At 42.5% G+C, this 24,019-nt stretch carries 23 protein-coding genes and 1 other annotated feature; of the genes, 2 read left to right on the top strand and 21 right to left on the bottom strand.

Annotated elements, in window-relative coordinates; genetic code table 11:
- The 6 genes from yycF to CZ434_RS14150 form a co-directional block, all read right to left on the bottom strand.
- Window positions 1-705 (bottom strand): response regulator YycF, encoded by a 705-nt coding sequence (yycF, locus tag CZ434_RS14125; protein ID WP_077623749.1) that lies wholly within the window; start codon window positions 703-705, stop codon window positions 1-3.
- A 299-nt stretch (window positions 706-1,004) separates the two neighbouring features.
- Window positions 1,005-2,291: an adenylosuccinate synthase gene (locus CZ434_RS14130; RefSeq protein WP_077623750.1), complete on the bottom strand. Its 1,287-nt coding sequence runs from the start codon at window positions 2,289-2,291 to the stop codon at window positions 1,005-1,007.
- 182 nt (window positions 2,292-2,473) lie between these two features.
- The gene (dnaB, locus tag CZ434_RS14135; protein WP_077623751.1) at window positions 2,474-3,856 is read right to left on the bottom strand and encodes a replicative DNA helicase; all 1,383 of its coding nucleotides are present in this window, start codon (window positions 3,854-3,856) and stop codon (window positions 2,474-2,476) included.
- A gap of 123 nt (window positions 3,857-3,979) precedes the next feature.
- A complete protein-coding gene (rplI, locus tag CZ434_RS14140) occupies window positions 3,980-4,426 on the bottom strand; it encodes a 50S ribosomal protein L9 (RefSeq protein WP_077623752.1) in 447 nt (148 codons plus the stop codon).
- Entirely contained in the window at window positions 4,423-6,396 is a 1,974-nt protein-coding gene (locus tag CZ434_RS14145; protein ID WP_077623753.1) for a DHH family phosphoesterase, read from the bottom strand. The genes rplI and CZ434_RS14145 overlap by 4 nt, the downstream gene beginning before the upstream one ends.
- 31 nt (window positions 6,397-6,427) lie before the next feature.
- The gene (locus tag CZ434_RS14150) at window positions 6,428-7,372 is read right to left on the bottom strand and encodes a YybS family protein (RefSeq protein WP_077623754.1); all 945 of its coding nucleotides are present in this window, start codon (window positions 7,370-7,372) and stop codon (window positions 6,428-6,430) included.
- A gap of 350 nt (window positions 7,373-7,722) precedes the next feature.
- Between CZ434_RS14150 and CZ434_RS14155 the strand changes: the two genes are divergently transcribed.
- Window positions 7,723-8,514: an HAD family hydrolase gene (locus CZ434_RS14155; protein ID WP_077623755.1), complete on the top strand. Its 792-nt coding sequence runs from the start codon at window positions 7,723-7,725 to the stop codon at window positions 8,512-8,514.
- Between the two features lie 593 nt (window positions 8,515-9,107).
- On the opposite strand, the gene serA is transcribed toward CZ434_RS14155, so the two are convergent.
- The 9 genes from serA to CZ434_RS14205 form a co-directional block, all read right to left on the bottom strand.
- Window positions 9,108-10,694, bottom strand: coding sequence for a phosphoglycerate dehydrogenase (gene serA, locus CZ434_RS14160; protein ID WP_077623756.1), 1,587 nt, complete (start codon window positions 10,692-10,694; stop codon window positions 9,108-9,110).
- A 779-nt stretch (window positions 10,695-11,473) separates the two neighbouring features.
- Window positions 11,474-11,708: a binding site (T-box leader), on the bottom strand.
- A 208-nt stretch (window positions 11,709-11,916) separates the two neighbouring features.
- The gene (locus CZ434_RS14170) at window positions 11,917-12,399 is read right to left on the bottom strand and encodes an Hsp20/alpha crystallin family protein (protein WP_077623758.1); all 483 of its coding nucleotides are present in this window, start codon (window positions 12,397-12,399) and stop codon (window positions 11,917-11,919) included.
- 142 nt (window positions 12,400-12,541) lie between these two features.
- On the bottom strand, window positions 12,542-12,772 hold the full coding sequence (gene rpsR / locus CZ434_RS14175) for a 30S ribosomal protein S18 (protein WP_077623759.1): 231 nt from the start codon (window positions 12,770-12,772) through the stop codon (window positions 12,542-12,544).
- 47 nt (window positions 12,773-12,819) lie between these two features.
- Window positions 12,820-13,290 carry a single-stranded DNA-binding protein gene (gene ssb / locus CZ434_RS14180; RefSeq protein ID WP_077623760.1) on the bottom strand — a complete coding sequence of 157 codons (471 nt, stop codon included), beginning with the start codon at window positions 13,288-13,290 and terminating at the stop codon, window positions 12,820-12,822.
- Window positions 13,291-13,302: 12 nt separating this feature from the next.
- Window positions 13,303-13,593 (bottom strand): 30S ribosomal protein S6, encoded by a 291-nt coding sequence (gene rpsF / locus CZ434_RS14185; RefSeq protein WP_077623761.1) that lies wholly within the window; start codon window positions 13,591-13,593, stop codon window positions 13,303-13,305.
- A gap of 152 nt (window positions 13,594-13,745) precedes the next feature.
- Window positions 13,746-14,846: a redox-regulated ATPase YchF gene (ychF, locus tag CZ434_RS14190; RefSeq protein WP_077623762.1), complete on the bottom strand. Its 1,101-nt coding sequence runs from the start codon at window positions 14,844-14,846 to the stop codon at window positions 13,746-13,748.
- A gap of 232 nt (window positions 14,847-15,078) precedes the next feature.
- Window positions 15,079-15,276 (bottom strand): DUF951 domain-containing protein, encoded by a 198-nt coding sequence (locus CZ434_RS14195; protein WP_077623763.1) that lies wholly within the window; start codon window positions 15,274-15,276, stop codon window positions 15,079-15,081.
- Window positions 15,277-15,296: 20 nt separating this feature from the next.
- Window positions 15,297-16,178, bottom strand: a complete 882-nt coding sequence (locus CZ434_RS14200) for a mechanosensitive ion channel family protein (protein WP_245830994.1) — start codon at window positions 16,176-16,178, stop codon at window positions 15,297-15,299.
- 45 nt (window positions 16,179-16,223) lie between these two features.
- On the bottom strand, window positions 16,224-17,243 hold the full coding sequence (locus tag CZ434_RS14205) for a YkvI family membrane protein (RefSeq protein ID WP_077623764.1): 1,020 nt from the start codon (window positions 17,241-17,243) through the stop codon (window positions 16,224-16,226).
- 85 nt (window positions 17,244-17,328) lie between these two features.
- Here CZ434_RS14205 and yyaC point away from each other — a divergent pair, with 85 nt between their 5' ends.
- The gene (gene yyaC, locus CZ434_RS14210) at window positions 17,329-17,919 is read left to right on the top strand and encodes a spore protease YyaC (RefSeq protein WP_077623765.1); all 591 of its coding nucleotides are present in this window, start codon (window positions 17,329-17,331) and stop codon (window positions 17,917-17,919) included.
- A gap of 27 nt (window positions 17,920-17,946) precedes the next feature.
- Here the strand turns inward: yyaC and CZ434_RS14215 are convergent, their stop codons facing one another.
- The 6 genes from CZ434_RS14215 to rsmG all read right to left on the bottom strand — a co-directional run bounded on the left by CZ434_RS14215 (window position 17,947) and on the right by rsmG (window position 24,014).
- Complete coding sequence (locus tag CZ434_RS14215) at window positions 17,947-18,651, bottom strand: DUF554 domain-containing protein (RefSeq protein ID WP_077623766.1); 705 nt, start codon at window positions 18,649-18,651, stop codon at window positions 17,947-17,949.
- Between the two features lie 536 nt (window positions 18,652-19,187).
- Window positions 19,188-20,030, bottom strand: a complete 843-nt coding sequence (locus CZ434_RS14220; RefSeq protein WP_077623767.1) for a ParB/RepB/Spo0J family partition protein — start codon at window positions 20,028-20,030, stop codon at window positions 19,188-19,190.
- The gene (locus CZ434_RS14225; RefSeq protein ID WP_077623768.1) at window positions 20,002-20,784 is read right to left on the bottom strand and encodes a ParA family protein; all 783 of its coding nucleotides are present in this window, start codon (window positions 20,782-20,784) and stop codon (window positions 20,002-20,004) included. Before CZ434_RS14225 ends, CZ434_RS14220 begins: the two co-directional genes overlap by 29 nt.
- Before the next feature lie 151 nt (window positions 20,785-20,935).
- A complete protein-coding gene (gene noc, locus CZ434_RS14230; RefSeq protein ID WP_077625201.1) occupies window positions 20,936-21,799 on the bottom strand; it encodes a nucleoid occlusion protein in 864 nt (287 codons plus the stop codon).
- 297 nt (window positions 21,800-22,096) lie between these two features.
- On the bottom strand, window positions 22,097-23,143 hold the full coding sequence (locus CZ434_RS14235; RefSeq protein WP_077623769.1) for an ATP-grasp domain-containing protein: 1,047 nt from the start codon (window positions 23,141-23,143) through the stop codon (window positions 22,097-22,099).
- Window positions 23,144-23,297: 154 nt separating this feature from the next.
- Window positions 23,298-24,014, bottom strand: coding sequence for a 16S rRNA (guanine(527)-N(7))-methyltransferase RsmG (gene rsmG, locus CZ434_RS14240; protein WP_077623770.1), 717 nt, complete (start codon window positions 24,012-24,014; stop codon window positions 23,298-23,300).
- Window positions 24,015-24,019 lie beyond the last annotated feature (5 nt).

Genomic DNA, 24,019 nt, shown 5'->3' on the forward strand with positions numbered 1-24,019 from the left:
TTACTCCTGTTCCGGGCTGCGCAAATAATACCCAACACCTCTTCGTGTCACAATCCAAACTGGTGTACTAGGATTATCCTCTATCTTTTCTCTAAGCCGGCGAACTGTAACATCTACAGTACGGACGTCTCCGTAATAGTCATATCCCCAAACGGTCTCAAGCAAATGTTCTCTGGTCATCACCTGGCCGATATGTTTGGCAAGATAATGAAGAAGTTCGAATTCCCGGTGGGTCAATTCTACTTGGCTTCCATCTCTTGTCACCGTATAGGCATCAGGGTGAATGACCAGGCTGCCGATTTTGATGTCCTTATTGGCTTTTGCATTGTCTTCCGGTACCACTTGCTGTCTTCTAAGGTTTGCTTTAACCCTTGCGATCACTTCCCTGTTGCTGAACGGTTTGGTGACATAGTCATCTGCTCCAAGTTCCAGCCCGAGCACTTTGTCAATCTCAGCATCTTTTGCAGTGATCATGATAATCGGCATCGTGTGGTTTTTTCTTATTTCACGGCAGACTTCATTTCCATCCTTGTTTGGAAGCATGATGTCAAGCAGCAATAAGTCCGGGTTTTCTTTTTCTGTCAATTCAATCGCTTCGTCCCCGTCATATGCACATACTACATCATATCCTTCTTTCTCGAGGTTGAATTTCAATATATCTGCAATCGGTTTTTCGTCGTCTACTACAAGAATCTTCTGACTCATGTATTTCACATCCCTTTTCCGCATACTTATGATAATGACATTCTATCGCATTTCTTTCTGATTGTCTTTGTAATTACCCAGACTGCCGGAATTCCTCCCGTAGACAAGTAACTGTACAAAAGCCCTTGTCATCAGTTTGACAAGGGCTGCATTGGTGTAATAATCATCGTTGTTATTTATTTATCAGCATTACATAACGGGCTGTTTTCTTATGAAATAGATATAATCTATCTCTCTTATTTTACTATCATCAGGGACATTTTGTCTAGTCCATGTATTTATATGTCAGCCTTTGACGATTAGCTGTAAACACTGCGAACAACATTCGTCTGTGACCTGTCCGGGCCAACCGAGAAGACGGATAGTGGAATGCCTGTCAATTGAGAAATCCGCTCTACATAATGACGCGCATTTTCCGGAAGGTCGCCGAGGCTTTTGACGTTTGTGATATCTTCTTTCCAGCCAGGCATTTCTTCATATACAGGTTCACATTCTGCCAATTGTTTCAGACTGGCAGGGAATTCGTCGATAATTTCCCCTTTATAGCGATACGCTGTACAGATTTTCACTGTTTCGATACCTGTCAACACATCGATGGAATTCAAAGACAAGTCTGTTATGCCGCTGACACGACGTGCATGTCTTACTACGACACTGTCGAACCATCCGACGCGACGCGGACGCCCGGTGGTAGTACCATACTCCCTGCCTACTTCTCTGATTTGCTCGCCAATTTCGTCATGAAGTTCTGTCGGGAATGGACCGTCGCCGACACGGGTCGTATATGCTTTGGATACACCGACAACATGATCGATTTTTGACGGGCCGACACCGGAGCCAATTGTCACACCACCGGCGATCGGATTGGAAGAAGTCACAAACGGGTATGTTCCCTGGTCGATATCCAGCATGACTCCCTGAGCTCCCTCAAAAAGCACTCGGCGCCCTTCATCCAATGCGTCATTCAGGACAACGGAAGTATCGCATACATACTTCTTCAGCTGCTGGCCGTATTCATAGTATTCCTCCACAATGTCTTCCACTTCGATCCTGTCTGTTTCATATACCTTCTCAAACAGACGGTTCTTTTCTTTCAAGTTTTGTTCTACTTTCTCTTTAAAGGATTCTTTATCAAGCAAATCGGCGATCCGGATACCTACACGGGCCGCTTTGTCCATATAGGCAGGACCGATTCCTTTTTTGGTTGTACCTATCTTATTGACACCTTTTTCTTCTTCTTGAAGAGCATCCAGCTTTAAATGGTATGGAAGAATGACATGAGCACGGTTGCTGATACGCAAATTGTCTGTATCCACATTCCGCTCGTGCAAATACTTCAGTTCTTCTAACAGTGCTTTTGGATTAATGACCATGCCATTGCCCAGTACACACGTCTTATCATTAAAAAAGATCCCTGAAGGAATCAAATGTAATTTATACGTAATGCCATCGAATTTGATCGTATGGCCGGCATTGTTACCACCTTGGTATCTAGCCACCACTTCTGCATTTTGTGACAAAAAATCCGTTATCTTACCTTTACCCTCATCGCCCCATTGGGTTCCTACTACAACTACTGAGGACATACAGGCACCTCCGCCATTTTAATTTATTCGTTATGTTTGACAAAGTTAGTTTATCAATCAATATCAACTGTGTCAATTGAACATACGAACATTAATCGAATACAATTAAAATTTCGTTCGTATTAACTAGATTTCAAGAAAAAAAACAGGCATAGTTTGCCTGCTTGTTTCTTACTAGAATATTAAGTTCCCGCCCCGGCTGCTCCAACGGGAGGAATATCGCTCTCTTGATAACGATGATCCAAATCTACGAATTTATTATACTCTTTCACAAAAGCCAGCTCTACAGTGCCGACCGGGCCGTTACGTTGTTTTGCAAGTATGATTTCAATGATATTCTGCTTCTCTGATTCCTGATCATAGTAATCATCCCGGTATAAGAACCCGACAATGTCGGCATCCTGCTCAATACTTCCGGATTCCCGCAAGTCGGACATCATTGGTCGTTTGTCCTGACGGGATTCCACACCACGGGATAACTGAGAAAGGGCGATCAGCGGTACATTCAATTCTCTTGCCAAGGCCTTCAAGGACCTGGAAATCTCTGAAACTTCCTGCTGTCTGTTTTCCTTGGAATTGGCGCTTCCCTGGATCAACTGCAGGTAATCGATCAATATCATGCCAAGGCCATGCTCTTGCTTCAACCTTCTACATTTGCTTCTGATTTCGCTGACACGGATACCAGGGGTGTCATCAATAAAAATTCCGGCGTTTGAGAGACTCCCCATTGCCATGGTCAGTTTGCCCCAGTCCTCCGCTTCAAGACTTCCTGTTCTGAGCCGCTGTGCATCAATATTCCCTTCCGCACAAAGCATACGGGACACCAGCTGGTCAGCTCCCATCTCGAGACTGAAGATGGCAACATTCTCTTCGGCGTGGATTGCGACATTCTGGGCAATATTAAGAGCGAATGCCGTTTTCCCTACAGATGGACGGGCTGCGATGATAATCAAATCGTTTCGCTGGAAGCCGGAAGTGATCTGGTCAAGATCCCGGTATCCAGTGCCGATTCCCGTAATCGCCGCATTGTGTTGGTGTAGCTGTTCGATATTATCATAGACATCTATTAAGACATCTTTTATATTTTGAAACGCCCCGGAATTCTTCCGTTGCGATACTTCGAGGATGTTTTTTTCCGCTTCGTTCAAAACGTCACTTACTTCATCTTCCTTCGAAAAACTGTCTGTGACGATATCTGTTGCTGTGCGGATCAGCCTTCTTAACAAAGCTTTCTCTTCAACAATCTTACTGTAGTATTCTATATTCGCTGCTGTCGGTACAGAATTGGCCAAATCACTCAAATAAGAGACTCCACCCACTTCATCCAAAACTTTGGCATTGGACAGGGCAGTTGTCACTGTAACCAAATCGATAGGTTCCCCTTTGTCCGACAGATTCATCATCACACCAAAAATTCTTTGATGGCTGGCACGGTAAAAGTCGTCTGCCATTAATACCTCGGATGCTCTCGACAAAGCATCAGGCTCCAAAAAAATTGCTCCCAAAACAGCCTGTTCTGCTTCGATATTATGAGGGGGTGTACGGTCATTCCATACTTCACTCATTGCTGTTCCTCCTTTAATTTTGGGAAGAGAAAGTGAGCTGCCATCCACTCAAGTGGAAAAGCAGCTCCTATTTGAAAACTTTTAAATCAGATACTAGTTTTATATGATCTGAATCTGTTTTTATTACTCTTCTGTCACGTGAACTTTCACGGTTCCTGTCACTTCCGGATGGATTTTCACAGGAACATTTGTATAACCCATAGCGCGGATCGGATTATCCAATTCAATTTTTCGCTTATCTAACTTGATTTTATGGGTTTTCTTCAATTCTTCGGCAATTTGTTTGCTCGTTATGGATCCGAACAATCTGCCGCCTTCCCCTGATTTTGCTTTCAGCTCAACCGTCAGGTCAGCCAGTTGCTCTTTCAATCGTTTCGCTTCGTTCACTTCTTCTTGTTCTTGCTGTTTTTCTTTGTTTTTCTGGGCTTCCAATGCCTTCATGTTTCCACCGGTGGCTTCCACAGCCATGTTGTTTTTCAAAAGATAATTACGGGCATATCCGTCAGAAACATTCTTCACTTCACCTTTTTTGCCTTTACCTTTTACGTCTTTCACGAAGATTACTTTCATTCTGAGTCTCCCCCTTCAAAATACTCATCGATAATCTCTTTCAACTGGATGCTTGCATCCTCAATTGTTGTGTCATCTAACTGGGTGGCGGCATTCGTCAGATGCCCGCCTCCATTCATTCTTTCCATGATCACCTGGACGTTCACATCACCGAGCGATCTGGCACTGATTCCAATCCGGTCATCCGACCTTTCGGAAATGACAAAGGAAGCTACAATGCCACTCATGGTAAGCAGTGTATCGGCAGCTTGCGCAATGAGGACCGGACTGAATGTTTCTCCCGGTTCACCCTCAGATATCGCAATCCCGTCACGGTATATCTCCGTATGTTCAATCAAACGGCTCCGCTTCACAAATACATCCAGTTCTTCCTTCATAAACTTCTGCACCAATACGGTGTCGGCGCCTTTTGACCTCAAATAGGAAGCTGCATCGAATGTACGGGAACCAGTCCTAAGTGTAAAGCTTTTCGTATCAACGATGATACCCGCCAACAGTGCGGTCGATTCCAACATGCTCAATTTAAGATTTTTCGGCTGGTACTCAAGCAGCTCCGTCACCAACTCAGCAGTAGAAGAAGCATATGGTTCCATATAGACGAGCGTTGGATGATTGATGAATTCCTCTGCACGGCGATGGTGGTCGATCACGACAACATGCTCTGTTTTGCTGAGCAGTTTCTCTTCGGCGACCATGGAAGGTTTGTGCGTATCGACAACTACCAGCAGCGTGTTTTTCGTAACTGTGTCCAATGCATCGTCAGGATCTACAAAGTAATTGCTCAATTCCTCATTCGCATTGATTTCTTCTACCAAGCGCTGAACTCCTGTATCGATGTCCTCAGGGTCCATAATGATTCTCCCAAGTACATCGTTGGCCTGGGCTATTTTCAAAATACCTATAGCAGAACCGATCGAGTCCATATCGGGTGACTTGTGACCCATAATTAAAACCTGATCACTTTCCTTGACAAGTTCTTTCATGGCATGGGAAATAACGCGGGCCCGGACTCTCGTACGTTTTTCCATCGGATTTGTTTTTCCGCCATAGAAACGCACCTTTCCTGATTCTTCTTTAATGGCAACCTGGTCTCCACCACGGCCCAAGGCAAGATCGAGACTCGACTGGGCAAGTTCTCCGAGAGAAGGGATGGATACCCCGCCAAGACCGACGCCGATACTCAGGGTCAATGGAACATTTTTATCGGAAATCAGTTCTCTGACTTCATCTAAAATTTCAAATTTGGTTTTCTCGAGCCGGCCTAGAATCTGCTGATTCATAACGGCAAGGAAACGTTCTTGTGAAGTTCTTTTCAAATAAATCCCGTAATCAGTCGACCATTCATTCAAAATCGACGTGACTTTCGAGTTTATTTGGCTTTTTGCTGTATCATCCATCGCCTGGGTAATTTCTTCATAGTTATCCAGAAAGATGATGCCGATCACAGTCTGTTCATTATGATATAGGTTCTGGATTTCTGTCTGCTTGGTTCGGTCGAAAAAGTAAAGGAGCCTTTCATCGCGTTTATAGAGCACCTGAAACTTGTAATCAGCAATCCCAAGCCATATTTCATTTTTATTATCCTTTATTTGCGGTATCAACTCATCCGACAGGTCGCTGAGCGGTTTTCCGACAAGTGTATCTTCTTCTTTCAACCGGTTCATATAAGGATTCGTCCATTCAATAAGATAATCCTCACTGAACAGCACAATCCCAATCGGCATTTCGAGCAATGCTTCTTCCCCGACCTTTTTGACCCGGTAGGAAAGCGTCGAAATATACTCCTCTGTTTCATTGATCAATACTTGTTCCTGCCTAATGCTATAAAACAAAGAGGCCGCCAAAAAAACAGTCATGATAATGCCCAGCATCCATTGATAATACCAAATCAGTACAAGGAATACTAAGCACAAAGAATAAATCACCAGCAGATGACTGCCCATTTTTGGCTTTTTAAATTGTTCCGGCATAAAAGTCAGCTCCTAAATCTCTTTTCTGAGCTTAATTTTGATTATTATTCAATCTATCTCTTAATTGGAATCCTAAATCAATTATACCTAAGATTCTCATAAGATACAGTCCTATAATAGGAAAAAGAATAACAATTATAATAGCAATAATTGGTAGTGCCTTCGTTGATTTTTTGTTTTTTGCATAAAAGAATACAAAAGACAACCCCTGCAAAGCTATAAACAATCCTGCCAAATGGACAACGTTGTCAGCCCCTGTATAGAGAGCAGAACCAGGTTCCGACATTATCCAGGTGACCAAAAGACCGCCAAAATAAATCCATAGGACGGCCAGTGGAAGTCTGAAGTTCCGGAATGGCGGAAACTTCAGCTCTTGTTTGTCCAAGCGGTTAATCAGTCTATATCCAATCCACTGGGTTAGAAAACCAAAGAAAACAGCAATGACAACCAGAATTACCGGCAGCAGATTGATCACTTGATTCATCTGATCGGTGATCATGCTCATATCCTGTTCCGTTAGATTCATGCCCAAATCGGTCAATAATTGCTGGCTTGTCTCCATCGATTCCTCTACAGACTGATTGATTTCCTGGACAATATTGATGGAAAACAACCATTGAATATAGATGAAAGTTGTAACCAGCCCTATTACAAAGCCAATACTGCCTCTAGCCCACGTTTCATATGGACTCAACCTTTGGTGAATGGCACTCCCGATCAGTCCTCCTCCCAATCCAGCCATAACGGTTAGGGGGAAAGAAACAACTGTGACAAACAAGGAAGAAACCATGGCGGCTGCGACCACCATCATGGCTGCGGGTTTCCAGCCTTGTCTCGACGCAAAGAGGAGAAATGGCAAAGGAAGAATAAATAGAGCAATCATTTCCAGAAAGGGGACGAAGATAGTGATAAATAATAATAGTAAATAAAGAGCAGTTAATACTGCACCCTGTTTTAATAATGTTTGATTCTTCACTTATGTGGCACCTCGTTCGTTCAACTCATTCTGCTACCTAAAAAAGAAAACCTTCCAGTTCTCTTTCAAGCAACATCCTTATTTCAGAAAAAGCACAGCTCCTGTGTGCTGTGCTGACTAGATTATCAGGATGCCTGGATACATATCCGGCATTACTTTTCCTTTCGTCTACTAACCGATTATAAACGATACAAACGGACATTTACAAATCATACTTATTCTATCTCCAATAGATATGAAAAAACGATGACTGGAAATATATCCGAAAAAGACCGCTTCTCCATTTACTTATTTGTCGATTCTTAGTAAGCTAACGTTATCTTAAAAAGTAGAAAGGATGGGGAGCAGACATGTTGAAAGCAATCCTTTTTGATTTGGATGATACGCTGCTTTGGGACAAAAAAAGTGTGGAAGCTGCATTTTCTGCAACGTGCCAGTTAGCAGCTCAGAGATATGACATTGATCCCGGACAATTGGAACAAGCCGTAAGGGAACACGCGAGGGAGTTATATGCTTCCTATGAAACCTATGAGTTCACCAAAATGATAGGCATCAATCCGTTTGAAGGTTTATGGGGAAACTTTCTCGACGAGGAAGACAATTTTCGCAAAATGAAAGAAATCGTTCCCATCTACCGGAAAGACGCCTGGAGAAAGGGACTGCAATCCCTTGGAATCGACGACCGGGAATTCGCCTATGAATTGGCAGAAAGGTTCCCTGTCGAAAGGAAGAAACATCCTTTTACATATGAAGAAACTTTTGAGGTTCTTGATAACCTTCATGGGAAATACAAGCTTTTGCTGCTAACCAATGGTTCGCCAGATTTGCAAAATACGAAGCTGGAGCTCACACCGGAAATCGGTCCCTACTTCGACAGCATCATCATCTCCGGTGGTTTCGGTAAAGGCAAACCCGATCCTTCCATTTTCGAGCATGCCCTTGAGAGTTTATCTATCCATAAGGAGGAAGCAGTGATGGTCGGCGATAACTTGATGACAGATATACTCGGTGCTTCCCGTGCCGGAATCAGGTCCGTCTGGATCAACCGCAACCACAAGGCTGCAGGTGATGTGACGCCTACCTTTGAAATCAACCATCTCAATGAGCTTTTTCCCATTCTTGATAAAATTAACCAGGAATGACTTCTACACATAAAAAAACAAGCACTCCGCCATGTGGAGTGCTTGTTTTTTTAGAATCTTTTCGTAAGTATTATTGCTTATTAATTTCATCTTGAGGGAAACTGCGACATAGTGACATTTTTATTTCCTGTTATTCTAATGATTGTTAAGCGCATGCACTCGCTGCGGCAGAACACTTCGCTGTCAGGGGCTTTCTGAAAGTTTTGTTAAGGAATACCACATGTTAGACATACTTTTAAGATCACTTCTCACCTAATCAGAAAACTTTACCGAGCTGCGGAAAAATGCGAGACTCCTGTGGGAAAGGAGCAGTCTGAAGACCCCGCAGTGATGCGCCTGCGTCTTCTAGTATCGCTTCGTAGTAAGATTCCTCGGCGCATGGTTTTCGGTGGGACGAGTAATCGCAGTCCCAAGGGAGCAAAGGAGCCTACTCAAGTAGTACCCTGGCTGAAGCGTTCCCCACGGAAAGCGAGTGTTTTTTCGCAGCGCCGGCTCAGTACTCAATCCGAAAAGGATGATAGGAAGCCACACTCAAGTTATGTCGCAGTTTATGGTAATCCAGAAAAAACGATCTTTTTGAAAACAGTCTTTTTTTATAAGTCAATTCCGGTGACATCATATATGTCCGCCAACTGTTGGAGCTGTTCCAGTCCTTCTTTTTCCAATTGTTTATCAATGGTCAGCATCATGATTGCATCCCCACCGACATTCGATCTTCCCACCTGCATGGTTGCAATATTGATATCCTGCTCTGCAAGAAGGCTTCCTACTCTTCCAATCGCTCCCGGCTGGTCTTTATGATGGATAAACACAATGTGTCCTTCCGGGGTGACATCCACGATGTAATCATCCACTTTGACGATTCTTGGACCAAGCCCGTTCAAAAGGGTCCCTGACACCTGCCTGGTTCCTGATTTCGTTCTGGCTTCAACGGTCAGCAAATTGGTAAAACCTTTGGTGGTTGTCGTTTTGTGTTCATTAATCCGGATTCCTTTTTTCTCCGCAAGGAAAGAAGCGTTGACATCATTAACATGCTCGCCCAGATGGCGTTTCAATATCCCTTTTACTGTGTTTCGTGTCAGAGGAGCCGTTTCCAGCTCAGAAAGCTCGCCAGAATAATAGATTGTAATCTCTTCTGTAACCTCCTCGGTCAAATCGGTCAAGAACCGGCCCAGTTTTTCTGCCAAATTGAAGTATGGTTCTATCCTTGTCATGATTTCCTTCGGTACAGATGGCAGGTTGACAGGGTTCTTGGCAAGACCCCCGGTTAAGAAGCTGACCACATCGTAACTGACATCTACAGCGACACTTTCCTGTGCTTCAACCGTGCTGGCCCCTAGATGAGGAGTGGCAATCACTTCGGGAAGTTCCAACAACTTATGATCATAAACAGGCTCTTCTTCAAAAACATCCAAGCCCGCTCCTGCTACTTTCTTGGATAATATGGCTTCATAGAGAGCATCTTCATCAATTATGCCGCCCCGCGCACAGTTGACGATTTGCACGCCTTCCTTCATGTTTTCAAAAGCCTCCGCGTTGATCAGATGCTTTGTTTCCTTCAATAGTGGTGTATGGACGGTAATGAAATCAGCTGCTTGCAGCACTTCTTCCAATGTTCCGTACCCGATGCCCATCTTTTCGGCCTTTTCCTCGGTCAAAAACGGATCATACGCAACTACATTCATACGCTGCCCTTTCGCTCTGTAAGCAACTTCAGCGCCAATCCGGCCGAGCCCTACAATACCAAGGGTTTTATTTTTCAACTCCACCCCTACATATTTTTTTCTATCCCATTTCTGGTTCTTCAATGAGTAGTACGCCTGTGGAATATTTCTAGCAAGCGACATAATCATGGCCATTGTATGCTCTGCTGCTGAGTTGGTGTTTCCATCCGGTGCATTTACGACAATTACTCCATGCTCTGTGGCTGCCTCTAAATCGATATTATCGACTCCGACACCAGCCCTTCCGATGATTTTCAATTTAGTGGCTTTTGTGATGATATCCCTTGTGACTTGGGTCTGGCTTCTGACAATCAATGCATCAAAATCTCCAATTTTGCTGCCAAGTTGCTCTGGAGTCAAGTTTGTTTCTACTACGACATTCATATCCTTTGCTGCCCGAAGCGGCTGAATGCCTTCTTCACTAAGTGGATCGCTGATTAGTATGTTAAACGCCATGGTTAGACCTCCTAAGTATTTATCCTACGAATTTCTTTTTTCGTTTTCGTTTTTCAGTTTCTTTTCTATCGTTCTATACTACCCATTTATAAGACACCTGACAAATAACCACGCTCCTTCCTCTTTACAACCAAAAGCCCATTTTTTATTTTTGCGTGGGGCGTATAAACCATAAACTGCGACATAACTGGCCTCATCCTAATCAGTCGACTGCTGCACGACCGCTACGGCAGAACACTTCGCTTTCCGCGGGCACGGCCTCAGCCAGGGGGCTACTTGAATAAGCTTCCCTGCTCCCTTGGGTCGAGGAATTCGCTACGAAGCTGAACTGGAAGACGCAGACCCATCACTCGGGGTGTTCGGACTCGTGGGACTGCGATTATTCGTCCCATCTAAAACCCTTGCTGTTCCCACAGGAGTCTGCATGTTCTGCCTTCGCTGGTAGGGATTTTCTGAATTTTGATGTTAGGAATACTTATGTTAGACATACTTTAGAACAACTTCTCACTTATTCAGAAAATCTAACGAAGCGGAGGAAAAATGCGACACTCATGGGGGAAGAGCAGCTTCCGAAGACCCCGCAGTGAGTGCTTTTTGCTCAAGAGGAGGCTGAGGTGCTGCCCCCGGAAAGGGAGTGTTTTTCCGTAGCGCTGGACTACCACTCAATTCGAAAAGGGTGGAAGAAAGCCACACTGAGAGTTATGTCGCAATTTGCCTCTAAGCCGAAGCTTATCAAAGCTTTTACAGCCAAAATAAAAAACTTCCCGTCCCTTGCTTTGGCAAGGGGCGAAAAGTTTATAGTTCACGCGGTACCACCCTTTTTTCACTGCCCTTTTTTGCAAGGACAGCCTTCATTGGCGCCATGGGTAACGGGCATGAACCGGACAGATCTACTCGTGCTTCAATCTATCTATTCCAAAGTGCTATCTGTTAAGTAGAAACACCGGTTCACACCATCCACCAGCTCTCTGAAGTTTCGTAACATAACGGCATTGTCTTCTTCTACATAGTTTATGTATTAAGTTGAATTTTGAATTTATCATAGCAGAAATATCATTATTGTCAATATATTTCGTCAATTTAATTTTTGGCTTGAAGACAAACAACACGACTTGCAAACGTTCTCTTCGTTGGTAACAGTGTTTTTTCCGTATGTTGTAAAAAAGCAATGAAAAATAACAGAAGACACTTCTAATCTCTGGTTTAGAAGTGTCGGGTAATATCAGTCAATTTCTATCTGGTTATACTTTCTTTCTTCTTTCGGCCCTCTGATTTCCAGAATGCCATCCCTATATTTTGCCTTTATTTTCTGTTTCCGGACCGTATAGGGCAGTTGTACAATTCTTTCTGCGCCCTGCATGCGTCTCTCTCTGCGATAATAATTGCCTTTTTCGTTTATTTCTTCCTTTTCCCGTGTATCTGTAATTGCTATTTTGACTTGTTCATTGAAAGCTTCGATATTGATTTGCTCTTTTTTCACCCCGGGAAGGTCTGCCTGTATAACCCATTCCGTTTCAGTCTCGAACAAGTCAATCGGGATACTGCCCTTTCCAAAAAAAGGCCTTTGCAAAAATGAATCAATGGAATCCAATAGCCTGTTTTGTGAGGCATTCATAAAGAATTCTTCCATTTGCTGCATTGGATTGTTCATGGCAGGTCGCCTCAGTTCCCTGTCCCTGTCTCTTTTATTATGCTGGTCTTCCATGATAATCCCCCTTCCCCAATCATGATATATTCCCTATATAAACTATGACGGTGAAGGGAAACAGGTGCAGACGAATGACCCGACATCTACCCCTAGACAAGAAAAATCCCCATAACCTCAGGTTATGGGGATTCCTTCTCTATTACTCAGTCACGTATGGCAAAAGAGCCATTTGACGAGCGCGTTTGATTGCTCTAGTCAATTTACGTTGGTATTTTGCAGAAGTTCCAGTTACACGACGAGGAAGAATTTTTCCACGCTCAGAAACGAAACGTCTTAGCAAATCAACATCCTTGTAATCGATATGCGTGATACCATTCGCTGTGAAATAACAAACCTTACGACGTTTTGCACGACCACGACGAGCTGCCATAGCTATTACCTCCTTTAGATTATTTGTTTTAAGCTACCGTTTTACCGTTAGAACGGTAGATCATCATCTGATATATCAATAGGTTCTCCGCTGTCTCCAAACGGATCCTCTTGGTTCTGTCTTGAATAGTCATTGTTGTTTGATTGGTTCTGATTCGGCTGGAATCCAGATGAACCTTGTCCTCCACCTTGGGAAGAACCTTTGGTTTCAAGGAATTGAACAGTATCTGCCACGACTTCGGTAATAAACACTCTCTTACCATCTTGTCCATCAAAGCTGCGGGTCTGAAGGCGTCCGTCCACTCCAACTAGGCTTCCTTTACTCATAAAGTTTGCCAGGTTTTCAGCGGCTCTCCTCCATACAACGCAATTAATGAAATCGGCTTCTCTGTTTCCTTGCTGGTTAGAAAAAGGTCGATTGACGGCTAACGTGAAATTAGCCACTGCTACTCCATTTGGTGTATAGCGTAAGTCTGGATCCTTCGTCAACCTGCCGACAAGTACGACACGATTTAACATCAGAACCACTCCTTATTGTTCGTCTTCACGAATAGCAATGTGACGAATAATGTCATCAGAGAACTTCGCTTGACGATCGAATTCGTTAATGGCGTTTTGGTCGCCTTTAAAGTTAATCAATACATAGTAGCCATCACGATAGTCGTTGATTTCATAAGCAAGACGTTTCTTGCCTTTCTCGTCAACTTTATCGATTTCCGCTCCATTATCAGTAAGAATGTTGTTAAAACGCTCAATCAAAGCTGTTTGAGCTTCCTCCTCGATGTCTGGGCGGACGATGTACATGATTTCATAGTTTCTCATCCGTTTGCACCTCCTTTTGGACTTAGCGGCTCCTTTTTTTAAAAGGAGCAAGGAGTAATATCATTTCATTACTCACAATGCTGTATTATATCAAAGATAAATAGAATGCGCAAGCACCGATAAAAACTGTGCTTTCAAAGAAGTATCCTTCCTTACACATTAAAGCGGAAATGGATGACATCCCCGTCTTTCACCAAATAGTCTTTACCTTCCAATCGAACTTTCCCTTTTTCTTTCGCGGCGTTCATCGAACCTGCCTCAACCAAATCATCATAGGAAACCGTCTCTGCTCTAATAAAGCCTCTTTCAAAGTCTGTGTGGATAATGCCTGCTGCTTGTGGAGCTTTAATTCCTTTTCGGAATGTCCACGCACGGACTTCCTGTTCACCGGCAGTAAAGTAAGTCGCTAGTCCCAACAGCTGATAAGCTGCTTTGATCAACTGATCCAAACCGGATTCCTTAATTCCAAGCTCTTCAAGAAACTCAGCCTTTTCTTCCCCTTCTAGTTCTGCAATTTCTGACTCGACTTTTGCACTGATGACGATTACTTCGGCATTCTCTGTTGCAGCAAACTGCCGGACTAGTTTAACGTATTCATTCTGATCCGCTTCAAGCAGCTCATCTTCTCCTACATTTGCCACATAAAGAACTGGTTTGTTAGTCAATAAATGCAAGGCTTTGACCAACTTCTGCTGCTCTTCTGTGAATTCCACTGCTCTGGCCGGTTTTTCTTCTTCCAAAGCGTCTTTCAATTTAGAAAGCACCTCGAATTCGGCTACTGCCTCTTTATCTTTTTGTCTGGCCATTTTTTCAACACGCTGCAAGCGCTTCGTCACTGTCTCCAAGTCAGCGAGGATCAATTCCAGATTAATCGTTTCAATGTCTGAAATTGGATCTACTGTCCCGGAAACGTGTGTAATATTCTCATCCTGAAAACAACGGACAACATGGCTGATGGCATCCACCTGGCGAATATGGGACAAAAATTGGTTTCCTAAACCTTCCCCTTTGCTCGCCCCTTTTACAATACCTGCAATATCAGTGAATTCAAAAGCAGTCGGCACAGTTTTCTTGGGATTCACCAACTCTGTTAATTTAGTAAGACGATGGTCCGGTACTTCTACTATTCCTACGTTAGGATCTATTGTACAAAATGGGTAATTTGCCGATTCTGCTCCAGCTTGGGTTATCGCATTAAATAACGTTGATTTGCCCACATTCGGTAAACCGACAATTCCTGTTGTTAAAGCCATAAAAACTTCCACTCCTTAAGGATATCGCTCATATGAACGTTTCAGTCATTCCAATTATAGATACACTTTTTCCAAATGACAAGTTATCATAATTGAAAAACAAGGAGGCTGATTCTCCTTGTTTTTGGTTGATCCATCTATATTATTATAAACAACTAGTGATGACTGTCTTGATTGCATGAAATTGTTCCACGTGAAACAACCAGTCTATACAATGCTGCATTCCACACTATTACTCTTCTGTTCGTTCCAATACCTTCTTCAACTTACTATTGAACTTCTTTCTCGGAATGAGCACACTGTGTCCGCAGCCTTCACATTTTATCCTTATGTCCATTCCCATCCGGATGATTTTCCAACGGTTTTCCCCACAAGGATGTGCTTTTTTCATTTGGACGACATCATTCAATTGATATTCCTTTTCCTGCATTATTGTCCACCTCACGATTTTTATCTATTATGATCGCCCTGCTGCTTTTCCCCAGAATACATTACCATCCGAGGTGCAGGTATATCTATACCGTGTTGATCGAACCGTCCCTTGATTTCTTTACGTAATATCCGTGCCATTTCCCAATGTTCCATAGGGTTTACCTCGGCAATTACCCGCAATACTACATGGGAGGTTTCCAATGTCTGTACACCCAGCAATTCAGGGGTTGCGATAAGCTGGGGATATTGCTGAGGCATTCCCTCGATCAAATCGAGAATGACCTTCTCCGCAAATGGAATATCTGCTTCATATGGTACATTCACATCCACTACTGCAATACTGTTATGGATCGAATAATTAATAACCTGCGTAATATTTCCATTCGGGATTATATTCAATTCTCCTGTCCAGCTTAGGACCTTTGTTGTCCGGAGACCTATTTCTTCCACAAAGCCCTCAGCCCCGGAAGTACGAATGAAATCTCCGACGGAAAATTGGTCTTCAAAAATGATGAAAAAACCGGAAATAATGTCTCTGACAAGGTTTTGGGCCCCAAAGCCTATCGCAAGTCCCGCTACCCCGGCGCCGGTCAGCAGCGCCCCGATCGGAATTGTCAATGTATCCAGAATCATCACAAAAGCAGTGAAATAAACAACATATTTCAATGTATTTTGAACTAATTTTCTCAGTGTATTTTCTCTTCGTTCCGAAATTCGGAACGGGCCAGTATCACGTCTGCTGAAAATTTTCACGACCAAAGAAGATCCTACCCGGACAATAAGTGTAGCAAGGATTAAAATGACAATGATTTGCAAAAAACCCTTACCCAATGTCATCCAAAGTTCCGGACCCGAGACTTTTTCTACAAGTTTGCTCCATTCGGTCTTTAAAACGTCCACGTTCTCTCCCCCAACAGATTTTGATACTAGTCATTTTATCATTTTTTAAGGATTTTTGTAGCGATTTACGACCGGATACAAAATAATCGAGGATAAAACATAGAGATTTAATAGCCCATAGAGCGGGTATAGATATTCTATTAAGGTTGAAAAACCAATCGTGGTAAGAGGTAGCATGAACAGGACGGTTACAAAAGCCAGGATCCAAAGAGGTGTATGGAGCTTGTCACGGAATCTGGTTATAAGTCCCAGAGTACCAGACACTGCCGTGGTGAAAATTGCAAGCCAGAGTAATATCGACAAAAACAAAAACATCACATATGGATAATGTTTCAGAATGGCGAATAAAGGAATCTCATACAGGAGTACTTCATCCGATATTTGGACGAGGCTGTTGTTGTAAATATAGGAAATGACACCTAATACCAAACCACTTCCAATACTGGCAATCCATACCTCCCCTTTGCTTTTCATTTGGTTTCCGATAGCGCCAAGTACGGCGATCAACGGCAAAATGTTCAAGGCAGTAAAGGGGAATGCGGCTGGCCAATTTCTTTGTTTGGCTATGTCCGGAATGAAGGTCAATGAATGTTGGATGGAAAAAATGAGTAATACGGACAGTAAACCGGTTATCAATAAGGGGAGGATGATGCTGTTCAACGATAGAACCCCTTTTATATCCCAAATGAACACTCCGACCAACGGAATGGATATCGCCATAATTCCCAACCAATAAGGAAAGTTGAATGCATGCCAGGTGGCTCCGCTGCCGGCAAGCATAATAACAGTGGTAGAGAACAGATACAAAATGATCATCCCATCATAAAGAATAGATAATCGTTTTCCTACGATCATCCTCAGCACGGGTATGTAATGGGTAGACTCACTCTCATAGCAAATTTTCAGGACTACATAACAACTGAGTGTAAATAATATAGTAAACAACAGGATAGCCAGTCCGCTTTCTGTTCCGAAAAACTGCCATAATTCCCGGCCCGAAGCATATCCCGCGCCAATCATTGTGCCTACTATTAAAAACATCCACTTCAAGCCTGCGCTCCACATATTTCTGCCACCTTCTTTTCTTGTTAGGTATAGAAATCAAGAAAAATCCGTATACTAATACCAATATGTTTCTGGAGGATAAGCTATGAATCTAAAAAGTAGATTTTCCGGCAAAAAAGAAGGACGTTTTCACTTTAATGACGAGGGGATAAATAAACAACTCGGAACAGGTATATGGAATTTACTACCCGAAGATGTGAAAGAAATTGTCATAGTGTGTGTGGGTACCGATCGTTCCACCGGTGACTCACTAGGCCCTTTGACAGGTACTTTACTTAATGAAAAAAACACGAAAATGATTTCTGTTTATGGCACCCTTGAGGAACCGATTCATGCCGTAAATTTAGAAGAAAAGATGGCATTGATTCATCAAGAACATCCCGAAGCCTTTATTATAGCCATCGATGCATGCCTCGGCCGTGTGAACTCGATCGGTTCAATCGTCTTGGCGCCAGGACCTTTAAAACCTGGAGCTGCCTTAAAAAAGCCACTTCCCGACGTCGGAGATATTCATTTGACAGGGGTGGTCAATGTAAGTGGCTATATGGAATTCTTTGTTTTGCAGAACACACGGCTGAATACTGTCATGCAAATGGCCCGCAAACTATCTGACGTACTCTATCAATTGGATAAAAAGTTGACCCAGGCAAAAGTCTATCCATTGGAAGCACGTTAAAAGCCAGCAGTTTGCTGCTGGCTTCTTTTACAGGAATAAACCATATAAGTAGTAGATAAAACCGACTGTCAAAAGAGCAGGTAACAAATTCGCCACTCGGATATGAGTCAACTTCAAGAGGTTCAAACCGATAGCGACAATCATCAAGCCCCCTGTTGCTGTCATTTCTGCAATAAACCCTTCCAGAAATTCTGCCGGGAGCCAGCGGTCGATCTGGGTGGAAAGAAGGGCTATACTGCCTTCATAAAGAACCACAGGAATAACGGAAAATACAACTCCGAAACCTAAAGTCGTTGTCAAAACCAGGGCCACAAAGCCGTCAATAATAGATTTAGTAATCAATACTTCGTGATCACCGCGGATACCACTGTCCAACGCACCGATTACAGACATAGCCCCTATCACGAAAATCAAGGAAGCTGTGATAAAGCCTTGGGCAACTCCTACCTCTTTATTGGATTGAAATTTGCTTTCAATCCACTGTCCTGCATCATTTAGTTTCTTCTCCAAATAAAGTGATTCACCGATGATCGCCCCTGATAACAGACTGAGCAGTACAACCACGATGTTCTCTGTCTCAAAAGCCATTTGCATTCCAATTAATACCACTGCTAAGCCGATGCCGTGCATGACTGTTTCTTTATGACGTTCAGGAATCTTTGTGAAAAACAACCCGATCGTTGATCCACAGATGATACATATGCCATTTATGATTGTTCCAAGAAGTACCATTGTTACATCTCCATCTATGTAATTTTACTGCTGTTTCATGTGAAACGAAGAAAGAAAAAACACTTTTCAAATTGACTCTTTCTATGTACATTGTTGTTTTCATTTCATAGTTGAGAGAAACTGCGAACTAGTGAAAATTACTTTTGTGACGTTTTCTCTCATTCTGATGTTCATTGAGTGTTGGTACTCGCTGCGGCAGAACACTTCGCTTTCCATGGGCACGGCCTCAGCCACTTCCGAAGACCCCGCAGTGAAAGCACTTTGCTCACGAGGACAAGTAAGGCTTCGACAGCGAATCATCGCACGCAGAAAATGGCTTTGTATTTTCAAGGAGGCTGAGGTGCTGCCCCCGGAAAGGGAGTATTTTTCCGCAGCGACGGCTCACCACTCAATCCGAAAAGGATGGGAGGAAGCCACACCAAATTATGTCGTAGTTTATCTAAAAAGAGAAAATAAATTTAAGATTATAAAAATATAGCATAAAAAAAGCCTGAACCAAAGGAATTAGTATCCAATGCTCAAGCCCGGCCGTTTATTTATGATTGAAACTTACCTAAGATTCTTTCCAGATCTTCGTTGGAGAAAAATTCAATCTCTATTTTCCCTTTCCTCTTCCCTCTCTGGATGGTCACTCCTGTTCCGAGATGCTCTCTTAAGAGATTTTCTCTTTCAGATAGAAACACGTCTTTTTTTGATTTTTCCCGTTTCTTTTTTTGAGGAACCTTTTCGTTTATCTGGATAATAAGTTGTTCAACCTGACGTACATTCAACGATTCTTTTTGAATTTTTTCCACCAATGACAACAACTTTTCCTTATCTTTCAATCCAAGTAAGGCTCGTCCATGTCCCATGGACAATTCTCCATTATTAATGAGATTCGCCACTTCTTCCGGCAAGGTCAACAATCGGACCAGGTTAGCTATATGCGGCCTGCTCTTGCCAAGCCGTTTTGCTAATTCTTCCTGAGTAATTTTCAACTCTTTCATCAAATTGGCATAAGCTGTCGCTTCCTCGATCGGCGATAAATCTTCTCGCTGTAAATTCTCCAACAAAGCGAGTTCCATCATTTTGTCATCGTTCAATTCTTTTATGATAACAGGGATATGAGCAAGCCCAGCTTCTTTTGCAGCCCGAAAACGCCGCTCCCCGACAACGATTTCGTAACCTTTTATACTCTTTCTAACAATTAAAGGTTGAAGAATTCCATACTCAATAATCGATTCCTTTAATTCCTCAATCGACTCGGTATGAAAAGTTTTTCGTGGCTGATATGGATTCGGCCTGCACTCTTTCACAGGAATTTCCTGGACCGACTCATCCTTTTTTGTATCTAACTCAGGAAAAAAAGCATTAATACCTTTCCCCAACCCTCTCGCCATTAGCGATCACTTCCTTTGCTAAATCTAAATAAACCTCCGCCCCGCGAGACTTCGGATCATATATAATTATTGGCTGGCCATGGCTAGGCGCTTCTCCAAGTCTTACATTTCTTGGAATAATAGATTGGTAGACTTTATCTTGAAAGTATTTTTTCACTTCTTCAATTACCTGAATACCCAAATTGGTCCTGGCATCCAGCATAGTCAATAAAACGCCTTCTATCATCAGTTGTTTGTTAAGGTGCTTTTGAACAAGTCTTATCGTATTCAATAACTGGCTGAGCCCTTCCAACGCGTAATATTCACACTGCACTGGGATCATGACAGTGTCAGATGCAGTCAATGAATTTATCGTCAATAACCCAAGGGAGGGTGGACAATCGATAATTACATAATCGTATTGATCCTTCACACTATCAATTGCTTTCTTCAAACGAACTTCTCTCGATATTGTCGGCACCAATTCAATTTCAGCACCGGCTAGTTGAATTGTTGCAGGAATGATATCCAAGTTTTCTACGGTTGTAGGAACGCGTACTTTTTCAGCTTCCAAGTCATCAACCAGCACATTGTAGATGCAATGCTCCACGTCAGCTTTATTTATCCCCACTCCACTAGTCGCATTTCCTTGAGGATCGATGTCGACAAGCAGCACTTTATGGTTTAAATATGCTAGACATGCACTTAAATTAACTGCTGAAGTAGTCTTTCCTACGCCACCCTTTTGATTCGCAATGGCGATTACTTTTCCCATGGTGTCACCTACCTAAGACTAAATACTATTTTATTTTACCATTTTTTCATTTTTCTGGACGAGCTATTTCTCCATTTTATGAATTGTTAATAGATTGTAATCTTTTCTGTCTGACACGGTATTAAAATACCCACCTGGAACAGATGGGGATTTACTCTTTCGTATTTTTCTTTGGAATCTTTATGGTAATTTGATAATAATCTTCATAATCTTCTTCATCGGTTTCCAAATTGATACCCGTATCAGATACCATATTCAGAGACTGGCGGATCGTATTCATCGCAATCCGCATGTCTTTATTGACGCCTTTCAATCTTGGCTTTTTATTTTTAGGCTTATCATCAAATAGTTTGGCAATCCGTTCTTCCGTCTGTTTGACATTCAAACTCTTTTCAATGATTTCCTCTAGAATTTTTTCTTGTTTTTCCGATTCTTTCAATACAATCAACGCTCTGGCATGGCGCTCTGTAATCTTTTTTTCCAGCAAAGCAACTTGAACTTTCTCCGGAAGTTTCAACAACCTCATTTTGTTCGCAATAGTGGATTGGCTCTTTCCAAGACGCTGTGCCAATGCTTCCTGCGTGAGTCCATGAAGTTCCAATAAACGCTCATATGCCCTGGCTTCTTCAATAACCGTCAACTCTTCTCTTTGCAAGTTTTCGATTAATGCCACAGAAGCTGTCTCGGTGTCGCTCATTTCCCGAATAATAGCAGGAACCTTTTCCCACTCCAAGTATTGAACAGCACGCCATCTTCTTTCACCGGCAATCAGCTCATAGCTGTCCTCCTGTTGTTCTATTTTACGAACAACGATTGGCTGAATCATTCCATGGGTATGGATGGTTTGTGCCAGCTCTTCTATTTTTTCCTGGCTGAAAATGGAGCGAGGCTGATAACGGTTAGGTTCAATTTGTTTTACGGGAAGTTGGATTACTTCATCCGGATGATACTCTTCTTGCACTTCTGAATCTGATTTATCTCCTAGTCCGAATATACGGCTGAAAGGGTGTAACACCATCAGACACCACCTTTATTAAACGATCCTTGGCTGTCTCAGATGACCTGTTCCACGTGAAACAATCAAATGGAGACAGAAAAAAGCGCTGCAGACAGAAGCTGCTGCGCATTATTAGCCATCTCAGTTTCTTCTATCATTTTATCATATATCTATCGGGAAAAGTATGGTTGTTGTTTGTAATTTTTTAAAATTTCCCTGTTATGTAAGAAACTCAAATTCATAGAAAGGCAAACCTTCGGGCAATTAAGAACCTGGCCTATCTGAAATCAGGCCAGGTTCTCCAACAATCTAGCATTATGAATTTTTGTATTTAACCTTTGTTTCATCTATTTGTGTGACAACATCATATCTGGCAAGTTCTACATCAGGGGTTGATTCCAGCCATTCCTGTTTAATTTCCTTCCCGGCCAGACTGGCGATATATGCTGCAGGTATATTCGCCCCCGCAGCATGTGAGAAGGCATAGCCACCACCAAATCGTGGATTTATATCAATAACATAATATTCTTTGCCATCATAAAAAACATCGGTATTTAAATAACCTTCATGTTTGAGATTTTCACCTAATTTCCTGCCCAGGGACAGAATATCTTCATTATTGCTCGTAATTGTTTTATCAATGTCTCCTCCCCTCATCGCAAGTTGTTTCCTTGCAAAAGAGGTTAAATAATTACCATTCTGGTCATTGACGACATCGAGACTATATTTTTCTCCTTCGATAACTTCCTGAATCAGTACATTGTCTTCTGAATTTTTATCAGTGACTGTATCCAGTACAGATTCCTCCAATCGTTGTACTGCCAGCTTATAGGCTGAATTTAACTGATCAAGGTTATGCACGATTTCCATAGCAATCGACCCCGAACCATTCCTTGGTTTTACAATAAATGGAAAATCCACCTCGTTGTTTTTGATGGCCTTTTCCGTTTCCTCCACAGTGAAGTATGTCTTTGGTGTTTTCAAACCGAATGGTCCCAACAGCTGCGTGTACTTCCCTTTATCCCTTACTTTGTCGACGATATCCTGATCAGGGGCAAGTACTGTGATTCCCTTGTCTGTAAAAAGCTGCTTACTTGCGGCTATTTTTGGTGCTTCTAAGTCATTGAGAGGCACTAAAACGTCGACTTCTCTTTCTTTACATACTTTCAACAATTCATCTATATAATCATCATCGGCTTGTTTCGGTACGACGTATGCGTAATCTGCCGCCTGGAGTGAAGGGGCGTTGTAATCGGAATCAACCACAACAATGTTTCCGGATATGCCTGCTTCCTTTAATGCATTTTTAAAAAACTCGATGAAATCTATCCTTCTAGCACCAGTCGTTATTAATATATTCATAATAGCTCCTCCAACCTTGTGTTATTTGTTTTTAGTACTACTTGTATCCCCACCTGGGAAAGGTTGCAAACCTTTGTAATAAAATAGTTAAACAAATGTAGTATAAAAGGTTGTCATAATAAAAGAGCTGCCTGTGACAGGCAGCTCTTAAAATCTATTCTATTGGCGTCCGATTAGGCACTCCAGGTTTTCTCGGGTACTTATTCGGGGTCTTTCTATTTTTGGTAATAGTCGCTATATTTCGCTCTCCATTATCTTCTGGCAACTCGAAGGTGTGGATTTCCTGCAGCTCACCGCCAAGCAACTGGATGGCACTTTCAGCATCCTTCAGCTCTTCGGCTAAATTAGGACCTTTCATTGCAATGAAAGTTCCTTTCGTTTTACAAAGCGGCAGACAAAGTTCACTCAATACAGACATTCTTGCCACAGCTCTTGCCATAACAACATCGTACTGTTCCCGAAACTTCGCGTTTTTCCCGAATGTTTCTGCCCGGTCATGATAAAAAGCAACGTCACTCAACTCCAATTGGGCAGCTAAATGATTCAAAAAGGCAATTCTTTTCTTCAATGAATCGACAATGGTGATTTTTAAGTCAGGAAAACAAATTTTCAAAGGAATACTCGGAAAGCCCGCTCCTGCACCGACATCGCAAACTTGCAGAGGACCTGAAAAGTCAAAGTGAAACGCTGCTGAAACAGAATCAAAGAAGTGTTTGGCGTAAACTTCTTCTTTGTCCGTGATAGCGGTCAAATTCATCTTTTCATTCCACTCTACCAGGGTACGGAAATAAGTGTCGAACTGTTGCAGTTGTTTGTCGTTCAATTCAATGCCTTGTTCTTTTAGATGGTTCAGAAAGGTTTGTATATTCATTCAAT

The organism is Sediminibacillus massiliensis (assembly GCF_900156915.1).
GTDB lineage: Bacteria > Bacillota > Bacilli > Bacillales > Amphibacillaceae > Sediminibacillus_A > Sediminibacillus_A massiliensis.

Bases quoted from the DNA above. Each gene is read 5' to 3' on its own strand.
- CZ434_RS14235 (WP_077623769.1), bottom strand. From the start codon at position 23,143: ATGAATATATTAATAACGACTGGTGCTAGAAGGATAGATTTCATCGAG.
- dnaB (WP_077623751.1), bottom strand. From the start codon at position 3,856: ATGAGTGAAGTATGGAATGACCGTACACCCCCTCATAATATCGAAGCA.
- yycF (WP_077623749.1), bottom strand. From the start codon at position 705: ATGAGTCAGAAGATTCTTGTAGTAGACGACGAAAAACCGATTGCAGAT.
- CZ434_RS14225 (WP_077623768.1), bottom strand. From the start codon at position 20,784: ATGGGAAAAGTAATCGCCATTGCGAATCAAAAGGGTGGCGTAGGAAAG.
- serA (WP_077623756.1), bottom strand. From the start codon at position 10,694: ATGGCGTTTAACATACTAATCAGCGATCCACTTAGTGAAGAAGGCATT.
- CZ434_RS14205 (WP_077623764.1), bottom strand. From the start codon at position 17,243: ATGTGGAGCGCAGGCTTGAAGTGGATGTTTTTAATAGTAGGCACAATG.
- yyaC (WP_077623765.1), top strand. From the start codon at position 17,329: ATGAATCTAAAAAGTAGATTTTCCGGCAAAAAAGAAGGACGTTTTCAC.
- rplI (WP_077623752.1), bottom strand. From the start codon at position 4,426: ATGAAAGTAATCTTCGTGAAAGACGTAAAAGGTAAAGGCAAAAAAGGT.
- ychF (WP_077623762.1), bottom strand. From the start codon at position 14,846: ATGGCTTTAACAACAGGAATTGTCGGTTTACCGAATGTGGGCAAATCA.
- CZ434_RS14155 (WP_077623755.1), top strand. From the start codon at position 7,723: ATGTTGAAAGCAATCCTTTTTGATTTGGATGATACGCTGCTTTGGGAC.
- rpsF (WP_077623761.1), bottom strand. From the start codon at position 13,593: ATGAGAAACTATGAAATCATGTACATCGTCCGCCCAGACATCGAGGAG.
- rsmG (WP_077623770.1), bottom strand. From the start codon at position 24,014: ATGAATATACAAACCTTTCTGAACCATCTAAAAGAACAAGGCATTGAA.
- CZ434_RS14130 (WP_077623750.1), bottom strand. From the start codon at position 2,291: ATGTCCTCAGTAGTTGTAGTAGGAACCCAATGGGGCGATGAGGGTAAA.
- CZ434_RS14215 (WP_077623766.1), bottom strand. From the start codon at position 18,651: ATGGTACTTCTTGGAACAATCATAAATGGCATATGTATCATCTGTGGA.
- rpsR (WP_077623759.1), bottom strand. From the start codon at position 12,772: ATGGCAGCTCGTCGTGGTCGTGCAAAACGTCGTAAGGTTTGTTATTTC.
- CZ434_RS14170 (WP_077623758.1), bottom strand. From the start codon at position 12,399: ATGGAAGACCAGCATAATAAAAGAGACAGGGACAGGGAACTGAGGCGA.
- ssb (WP_077623760.1), bottom strand. From the start codon at position 13,290: ATGTTAAATCGTGTCGTACTTGTCGGCAGGTTGACGAAGGATCCAGAC.
- CZ434_RS14220 (WP_077623767.1), bottom strand. From the start codon at position 20,030: ATGGCGAGAGGGTTGGGGAAAGGTATTAATGCTTTTTTTCCTGAGTTA.
- CZ434_RS14145 (WP_077623753.1), bottom strand. From the start codon at position 6,396: ATGCCGGAACAATTTAAAAAGCCAAAAATGGGCAGTCATCTGCTGGTG.
- CZ434_RS14195 (WP_077623763.1), bottom strand. From the start codon at position 15,276: ATGCAGGAAAAGGAATATCAATTGAATGATGTCGTCCAAATGAAAAAA.